Source organism: Pseudomonas sp. (genome assembly GCF_030150285.1).
GTDB lineage: Bacteria > Pseudomonadota > Gammaproteobacteria > Pseudomonadales > Pseudomonadaceae > Aquipseudomonas.
Window position 1 is genome coordinate 42,243 of the sequence record NZ_JASLGE010000011.1, and the last position, 8,066, is coordinate 50,308.

Annotated in this window: 8 protein-coding genes and 1 pseudogene; 6 read left to right on the top strand and 3 right to left on the bottom strand. The window is 58.8% G+C overall.

What is annotated here, in order from left to right; translation table 11 throughout:
* Positions 1 to 2: 2 nt before the first annotated feature.
* A complete protein-coding gene (locus tag Q1W15_RS01545) occupies positions 3 to 485 on the bottom strand; it encodes a GreA/GreB family elongation factor (RefSeq protein ID WP_300719830.1) in 483 nt (160 codons plus the stop codon).
* 131 nt (positions 486 to 616) lie between these two features.
* Between Q1W15_RS01545 and earP the strand changes: the two genes are divergently transcribed.
* From earP to Q1W15_RS01560, 3 genes are all read left to right on the top strand, one after another.
* Positions 617 to 1,750, top strand: coding sequence for an elongation factor P maturation arginine rhamnosyltransferase EarP (gene earP, locus Q1W15_RS01550; RefSeq protein WP_300719831.1), 1,134 nt, complete (start codon positions 617 to 619; stop codon positions 1,748 to 1,750).
* Positions 1,751 to 1,799: 49 nt separating this feature from the next.
* Entirely contained in the window at positions 1,800 to 2,369 is a 570-nt protein-coding gene (locus Q1W15_RS01555; protein ID WP_048368748.1) for an elongation factor P, read from the top strand.
* Positions 2,370 to 2,504: 135 nt separating this feature from the next.
* On the top strand, positions 2,505 to 3,257 hold the full coding sequence (locus Q1W15_RS01560; RefSeq protein ID WP_300719832.1) for a sulfite exporter TauE/SafE family protein: 753 nt from the start codon (positions 2,505 to 2,507) through the stop codon (positions 3,255 to 3,257).
* On the opposite strand, the gene Q1W15_RS01565 is transcribed toward Q1W15_RS01560, so the two are convergent.
* Positions 3,247 to 4,104: a LysR substrate-binding domain-containing protein gene (locus Q1W15_RS01565; protein WP_300719833.1), complete on the bottom strand. Its 858-nt coding sequence runs from the start codon at positions 4,102 to 4,104 to the stop codon at positions 3,247 to 3,249. The genes Q1W15_RS01560 and Q1W15_RS01565 overlap by 11 nt on opposite strands.
* A 96-nt stretch (positions 4,105 to 4,200) precedes the next feature.
* Between Q1W15_RS01565 and Q1W15_RS01570 the strand changes: the two genes are divergently transcribed.
* Positions 4,201 to 4,386, top strand: coding sequence for a DUF1127 domain-containing protein (locus tag Q1W15_RS01570; RefSeq protein ID WP_367280618.1), 186 nt, complete (start codon positions 4,201 to 4,203; stop codon positions 4,384 to 4,386).
* A 284-nt stretch (positions 4,387 to 4,670) separates the two neighbouring features.
* Here Q1W15_RS01570 and Q1W15_RS01575 read toward each other — a convergent pair whose 3' ends face one another.
* Entirely contained in the window at positions 4,671 to 6,017 is a 1,347-nt protein-coding gene (locus Q1W15_RS01575; protein ID WP_300719834.1) for a class II 3-deoxy-7-phosphoheptulonate synthase, read from the bottom strand.
* A 157-nt stretch (positions 6,018 to 6,174) separates the two neighbouring features.
* Between Q1W15_RS01575 and Q1W15_RS01580 the strand changes: the two genes are divergently transcribed.
* The gene (locus tag Q1W15_RS01580; RefSeq protein WP_300719835.1) at positions 6,175 to 6,930 is read left to right on the top strand and encodes a spermidine synthase; all 756 of its coding nucleotides are present in this window, start codon (positions 6,175 to 6,177) and stop codon (positions 6,928 to 6,930) included.
* A 337-nt stretch (positions 6,931 to 7,267) separates the two neighbouring features.
* Positions 7,268 to 8,066: pseudogene (locus Q1W15_RS01585) on the top strand (DEAD/DEAH box helicase); the annotation flags it as partial.

Genomic DNA, 8,066 nt, shown 5'->3' on the forward strand with positions numbered 1-8,066 from the left:
GATTACTCACTCTCGCGGACGGTATACGTCTGCGTCGTACCGCTTACGGTGATCTGCACGTCGTCATCCGGGTGTTTGCCCAGCAAGGCCGCCCCCAGCGGCGAACGCGGGGTGATGACGGTCAAGGGTTGCCCGTCCACGGTGAGCGTCAGCCCGGCCGCATCGGGCGCGAGGAACAGCCATCGCACTTGGCCATCTTGCGCCTCAAGGGCAACCAGCGCGCCGACCTGAATACCCAGTGCGGCCTCGAACGGGGCGAGTGTCATGGCCTGACAGTTTTTGAGCGCCAGGCGAATCTCTTCAACACGTCGGGCTTGGCCAGTGGCCAGGTAAGACGCCTCCAGCCCGAGGGTGTCGTACTTGTTCTCGGCGATGTTCTCTTCGTGAGTGGCCGCTTCATAGGCGGTTTGCGCGGCGCGCTGCAGCACATCGAGATCGGTGGCGAGCTTTTCCAGCATCATCAGGTGCACGGCGGATTTGTTCATGGGGCGCAGGTTTCAATGTGGACAAGGCAGGCAGCGATTGTCGCACGAGTCGCGGCCAGATTAATCGCTACCCCGCCTTCTGCCCGCGCGGATTAACACGGACAATCCATTCTTTGAACGTAGGAGACGGCATGAAAGCCTCCTGGGATATTTTTTGCAGCGTGGTCGACAACTACGGTGATATCGGCGTGACTTGGCGCCTGGCCCGCCAGTTGGCGGCAGAGCATGAGGTGGCCGTGCGGTTGTGGGTCGATGACCTGCAGGCCTTTGTGCCGTTGTGCCCAGAGGCAGATGCCGGTGCTGCGCAACAAATGCAGCAAGGCGTGCAGGTACGCCAATGGCCTCAAGCCTGGCAGGCCGTTGACGTGCCGCAAGTGGTGATTGAGGCTTTCGGCTGCACCTTGCCCGAGGCGTATGTGCAGGCGCTGAAAACGCGGGAACAGCCGGCCCTGTGGATCAACCTGGAGTACCTGAGCGCCGAAGATTGGGTCAGCGGCTGTCATGGTTTGTCGTCCCTTCGCAGCGACGGTTTGAAACGCACGTTTTTCTTTCCCGGATTTGAAGCGGGTACTGGCGGGTTGCTGAGGGAGGCAGATTTGCTGGCCCGCCGTCAGGCGTTTCAACACAACCCAGAGGCCCGGCAAGCCTTTTTAAACGGTTTGGGGGTTTACCCGGCCAGTGATGCCCGCCTTGTGTCACTGTTTGCCTATGAAAATGCCGGGCTCGAAAGCTGGCTTCAGGCAATGGCTTCAGGCAGCCAACCGACCCACCTGCTGGTGCCGCAAGGGCGGATCATGGCTGATTTGCTGCGCGGGTTGGGCCTTGATGAACTGCCTGTAGGCGCAGTCGAACAGCGGGGCGCGCTGACGGTGCAGGTACTGCCGTTCGTCCGGCAGCAGGACTATGACCGCCTGTTGTGGAGCTGTGATTTCAATGCGGTTCGCGGTGAAGATTCGTTTGTCAGGGCGCAATGGGCGGGGCGGCCGCTGTTGTGGCACATCTATGAACAGGAAGAGGACGCCCATTGGGTCAAGCTCAATGCGTTCCTGACGCTCTATGTCAACAACCTGTCGCCCGCGGCGGCTCAAGCGTTGACCGGGTTGTGGCACGCCTGGAATGCTGGCACCGACATGGCTTCACCCTGGCATAACGTGATGGAGCACTGGCCCGAGATCGCCGCGCATGCTGAACGCTGGTGTCTGGAGCAAGCCTCCCAGGCCGATCTTGCGCAAGCGCTAGTACTGTTTTATAGAAATTGGATATGATACGCGGCCTAGATTTTTGTAAATCTCAATCCAAATTCGGATACTCGTAATGAAAACTGGTAAAGAGCTTAAACCCGGTACAGTGATTCGTATCGACAATGACCCTTGGCTGGTTCAGAAAGCTGAGTTCACCAAGTCTGGTCGTAACAGCGCAATCATGAAGACCAAACTGAAGAACCTGCTGACGGGTTACAAGACTGAAACCGTATACAGCGCTGACGACAAGCTGGATGACGTGATCCTGGATCGCAAAGAAGCGACCCTGTCCTTCATCAGCGGCGACACCTACACGTTCATGGACACCACTGACTACACCATGTACGAGCTGAACGCTGAAGACATCGAAGCCGTTCTGCCTTTCGTTGAAGAAGGCATGACCGACGTGTGCGAAGCCGTGTTCTTCGAAGAGCGCCTGGTGTCCGTAGAGCTGCCGACCACGATCGTGCGTCAGGTTGACTACACCGAAGGTTCCGCTCGCGGCGACACTTCGGGCAAAGTGATGAAGCCTGCCAAGTTGAAAAACGGCACCGAGCTGAGCGTTGCTGACTTCATCGAAATCGGCGACATGATCGAGATCGATACCCGTGAAGGTGGCTCCTACAAGGGCCGCGCGAAGTAATCCACTTCGCGTTAACCGCACGACGAAAGCCCGGCCTTTATGGTCGGGTTTTTTTTAGCCTCCAAAAGGCCCGGTTTAGAGCTTTGCCGAAGGTTACGGACTGGTTAGCATGGGCGCTTACTGTGAGGGGGCTTCATGCTGATCGATTATGCGATGTACGCCGCGCTGGGCGTCGCGTTGGGGGCGCTGGGCGGCCTGTTCGGAATTGGCGGCGGGCTGATTGCCATTCCGGTGTTGGGGTTATGGTTCGGTCTGGACCAGCAGATAGCACAAGGCACCGCGTTGGTGATGGCTGTTCCTAATGTCTTATTGGCGCTGTATCGCTATCACCAGCGCAATCATATCGAGCTGCGCCAGGCCGCACCCTTGGTATTGATGAGCTTTTGCTTCGCCTGGCTGGGCGCAATGCTCGCGGTGGGGGTGGATGCGCAACTGATTCGTTGGGGGTTTATCGCTTTCTTGCTGGTGATTACGCTTTACAACCTGGTCAAGTTGTACCGTTCGCCGCCGCAGCCGGTGGCCGGGTCACGTTTTGGCTGGCCTTGGTACGGCGCGCTGGGCGCTGTTGCGGGCACCACCGGAGGCTTGTTTGGGGTGGGCGGCGCTGTGGTGGCGGCCCCCGTGCTGACCAGCGTGTTCGGTACCACGCAAGTGGTGGCGCAAGGTTTGTCCCTGGCCCTGGCGGCCCCGAGCACCGCCGTCACCTTGCTGACGTACGCGGTGCATGACGAGGTTAACTGGGTCATGGGGGTGCCCATGGCCATGGGTGGCCTGTTGAGCATCAGTTGGGGCGTCAAGGTGGCCCACGCCATGCCCGAGCGCCTGTTGCGCGGGCTGTATTGCGCCTTTCTGCTGATGTGCGCAGGGTTGCTGGCCATCAAAGCTTGAAGCCTTCGACGATGTAGTCGGCAAAGCATTCGATGATGGGCGAGGATGTGCTGTCAGGTTTGCGCAGCAACACGATGCTGGCGACGGGCAGCAATGGCAGGTTTTCAGCTTCGCCGACGATCCTCAAACCCGGTGTGAGCAAGCTCTGAAACTGGGCGGTGATGGCCAGCCCGGTGCTGACCACGGCATTGATCGCGGCCAGGCTGGCGCTGGTGTAGGCCACCCGGTATTCGCGCGGGTGCATGTCCAGGGCATTGCAGGCCCAGGTTCGACAAAAACAGTCGGTGTTGAACATCGCCAGCGGCACGGGCGTTTTTTCGTGGGGCGAGAAGCCTTGGGCGACCATCCACACGAAACGTTCCTGGCGCAGGAGTTGGCCTTTTTCCGCACCGGGTTCGCGGGTCACGATGGTCAAATCCAAATCATTGCGCTGCAGCAACTGGGCGGACGATTCGCAATGCACCTCCACATTGATCAGCGGGTAGTCTTGGGCGAAGCGCGACAGCACGCCGGGCAGAAAACGCATGACGTAATCGTCCGGCGAGCCGATGCGCACCGTGCCCACCATCTGTGGCTGACGCAAGGTGTTCAGCACTTCACCGTGCAATTTGAGGATGCGCCGCGCGTAACCCAGCAACACTGCGCCTTCGGGAGTCAAGCTGACGGTGCGCCCGTCGCGTTGGAACAGCGAGCAGTGCAGCACATCCTCTTCCAGCCGCTTCATCTGCATGCTGACCGCTGACTGCGTGCGGTTGACGGCGTCAGCGGCTCGGGTAAACCCGCCATGGTCGGCAATCGCGACGAAGGTGCGCAGCAGGTCGGTATCGATGCTGGGAAACTCGGCCATTCATCAATCTCTGAGATGTATTGCATAAGAAACATTCGTTGGATTGATCATATGCCCGCGCAGACACTTGAGCCATCCCACAGGAGGTATCAGGTGATGAAAGGTCATAAGGCTTGGGTTGTCCGGGCGTACCGTCGGTTTGCGCGCTGGTATCAGTTGTCTCGGGAGCGGGCGTTTTTGCGGCGGATCAATGATGAGACGCTCAAGGATTTGGGGTTGAGCAGGGCGGATATCTACACCGAGAGTCATCGTGCTTTTTGGGAGGACCCGCCGAACCCATAACCCCTGCAGGAGCAGCCGCCCCGTCAGGTCTGTACAATCAAAAGCATGCTCTGTAGGAGCGAGCTTGCTCGCGATCTTTTGATCTTTAAAAGCAAAGATCGCGAGCAAGCTCCTGCCGGATTTGCCACAAGAGGTACCGCCTTGTCTTCGCCTATCCATTGTTGCGGTCACGGCCACTTAAGGTTCCGGTCTTACGCCGTGCCACTGCGCAAAACCGGTGTGGGCCCCGCGTTAGATCAAATGCACGCAGGTGTTCCCGCCGACTGAAGGGGGCGGTTTTTTATTCAGCGCTTGACCTGCTTGAGGGTCTCGGCAATCAGGAACGCCAACTCCAGCGACTGGTCGGCGTTCATGCGCGGGTCGCAGTGCGTGTGGTAGCGGTCTGACAGGCCGTCTTCGGTGATCGGGTTGGCACCGCCAATGCACTCGGTGACGTTCTGCCCCGTCATTTCGATGTGAATCCCGCCAGCATAACTGCCTTCCGCTTCATGCACCTGGAAGAACTGTTTCACTTCACCCAGGATTTGCGCGAAGTCACGGGTTTTGTAGCCGCTGCTCGCTTTGATGGTGTTGGCGTGCATCGGGTCGCAGCTCCACAGGACCTTCTTGCCTTCGCCCTCAACGGCGCGGATCAAGCTCGGCAGGTGGTCACCGACCTTGTTCGCGCCCATGCGCACGATCAGGTTGAGACGGCCAGGATCGTTGTCCGGGTTGAGGATGTCGATCAGGCGGATCAACTCCTCGGTGTTCATCGTAGGCCCCACTTTCACCCCGATGGGGTTGTTCACGCCGCGCAGGAATTCGACGTGCGCACCCTCGAGCTGGCGGGTGCGGTCACCGATCCACAGCATGTGCGCCGAGCAATCGTAGTAATCGTTGGTCAGGCTGTCACGGCGCACAAAGGCTTCTTCGTAGTTCAGCAACAGGGCTTCGTGGGCGGTGAAGAAGCTGGTCTCACGCAGTTGTGGCGAGGTGTCCATGCCGCAGGCGCGCATAAACGCCAGGGTTTCATCAATGCGGTTGGCCAGTTGGCTGTACTTTTCGGCCAGCGCCGAGTTGGCGATAAAGTCCAGGTTCCACTGGTGTACCTGATGCAGGTCGGCAAAACCGCCCTGGGCAAAGGCACGCAGCAGGTTCAGGGTGGCGGTGGACTGGTGATAGGACTGCAGCAGGCGTTCCGGGTCGGGCACGCGGCTTTGCATGTCAAAGCCGATACCGTTCACGATGTCACCGCGATAAGCCGGCAATGTTACGCCGTTAATGGTTTCGTCATTGGCTGAACGCGGCTTGGCGAATTGCCCGGCCATGCGCCCGACCTTGACCACCGGGCAGCCTGCCGCAAAGGTCATGACAATGGCCATTTGCAGTAGCACCTTGAAGGTGTCACGAATCTTGGCAGCTGAGAACTCAGCGAAGCTTTCAGCGCAATCGCCCCCTTGCAACAAAAACGCGCGGCCCTGGGTGACTTCGGCAAACTGGCGGCGCAATTCCCGGGCTTCTCCGGCAAACACCAGGGGAGGGTAGCTGGCCAGGCTTTGCTCGACGCGCAGTAAATGCGCGGCGTCAGGGTAGTGGGGTTGTTGCTGGATCGGCAGGGCGCGCCAGCTGTCAGGGCTCCAGGGTTGGCTCATGGCAGACTCGAGTGTCAAAAAGGGGTGGCGCATGTTAGCAGTAATTAGTACGTGACCTGCTGCGTTGCAATGGCCGACAATCGCCGCTTTCTGCTCGGTGCCGAGTGGTAATTGTTAACGTGACGCCCGGGATGCCGGGGCGCGGCAAGGAGAGGAAATGTCAGAGGAGCGCGTTGAGCGCCTGCTCGCTGAAGTCCATGACGACTTCGGCATGATTCGGGTATTGGAAGTGGAGGATTACCGCTTCCTCGAATTTGGCGACGCGATCGAGCAAAGCTGCGTCTTCACGGCGGATCCCAGCTGGCTGGAGTATGACTACACCCGCGCCATGCTGATTGGTGCCTTGTGCCATGAAGCCCCCGAAAGCGCCCTGTTTCTTGGGCTGGGTGCCGGAACGCTGACGCAGGCTTGCCTCAAATTCTTGCCACTGGAGGATGTTGAAGCCATTGAGCTGCGCCCCGACGTGCCGCGTCTGGCCATTGAGTACCTGGGGCTGGATGATGATCCGCGGCTGTACATTCGTATCGGCGATGCCGTTGAACTACTGGACAGTGCAGAGCCTGCGGACCTGATTTTTGTTGACCTTTATAACGACCTGGGGCCCGCGGCCGGCCACCTGGCCTGGAAATTCCTTGAGAACTGCCAGAAAAAACTGACCCCCAACGGCTGGCTGGTGATTAACCAGTGGGCCACCGACGACGGTAAGCCACTGGGCGCGGCCTTGTTGCGCGGGCTGTACCATCGCCATTATTGGGAACTGCCCGTCAAGGAAGGTAACGTCATCCTGTTGGTACCCGCAGACCTGGACCAAACCCTGGATCATGGCGCGCTGATGGCGAGGGCGCAGGCGCTCGCCCCTCGTTTGGGCTACTCGCTGGAGTCGTTGATCAAGGTCATTCGCCCGGCGACCTGACAGGCGAAGGTTAATCGTTTCAGCCTCTGTTTTTACGGCCCGAAGCTGAAACGATTTATTTTGTGTTGAAAAAAAGCCTAAAAGCCCGGTCTACAGAGGGTTACAAACGATTGTGCGCTAAAAAAGCGCTTCTTTCTTTTGAGAAATCCGGTATAGTGCGCGCCGGCCTTTAGCCGGGCCACGTTTAGGTGTCGCATTTCCCGAAGCATGCTTCGGCTGCGCGTCCGTTTCGCGGACAACCCTGAACGCTCCATTCATTTAACGTTTTCGCAAATCCCCGCCGACAAAGCAGCCAGGGCGACTCTTGAGTCTTACACGGCATGCGCAGCTTTGGAGCATGGGTCTTTGCGGATGCACTTAGAGGCAGACCCATGACCCAGGAAACCGGCGGCTTCGCCGCTTTTAATCTTAACCCGAACATTCTTTCTGCCGTCATCGCGACGGGCTACGAAGAACCTTCGGCGATTCAGCAGCAATCGATCCCGATCATCATGGCCGGCCACGACATGATTGGTCAGGCACAAACCGGTACGGGTAAAACCGCCGCGTTTGCCTTGCCGATCCTGCATCGCATCGATCCTGCTAAGCGCGAGCCGCAAGCCCTGATCCTGGCGCCAACCCGTGAGTTGGCGCTGCAAGTAGCAACCGCTTTCGAAACCTACGCCAAGCAAATGCCGGGCGTGACTGTTGTAGCCGTTTACGGCGGCGCCCCAATGGGCCCACAACTGAAAGCAATCCGTAATGGCGCACAGATCGTTGTCGCCACGCCGGGCCGTCTGTGCGACCACCTGCGTCGTGACGAAAAAGTACTGGCGACCGTGAACCACCTGGTTCTCGACGAAGCTGACGAAATGCTCAAGCTGGGCTTCATGGATGACCTTGAAGTGATCTTCAAGGCTTTGCCTGCTACCCGTCAGACCGTATTGTTCTCGGCTACCCTGCCGCAGTCGATCCGTGCCATTGCCGAGCGTCATCTGCGTGATCCGCAGCACGTGAAAATCCAGACCAAGACTCAGACCGTTACCGCGATCGAACAGGCTCACCTGTTGGTTCACGCTGACCAGAAGACCTCGGCTGTATTGAGCCTGCTGGAAGTTGAAGACTTCGACGCGCTGATCATGTTCGTGCGTACCAAG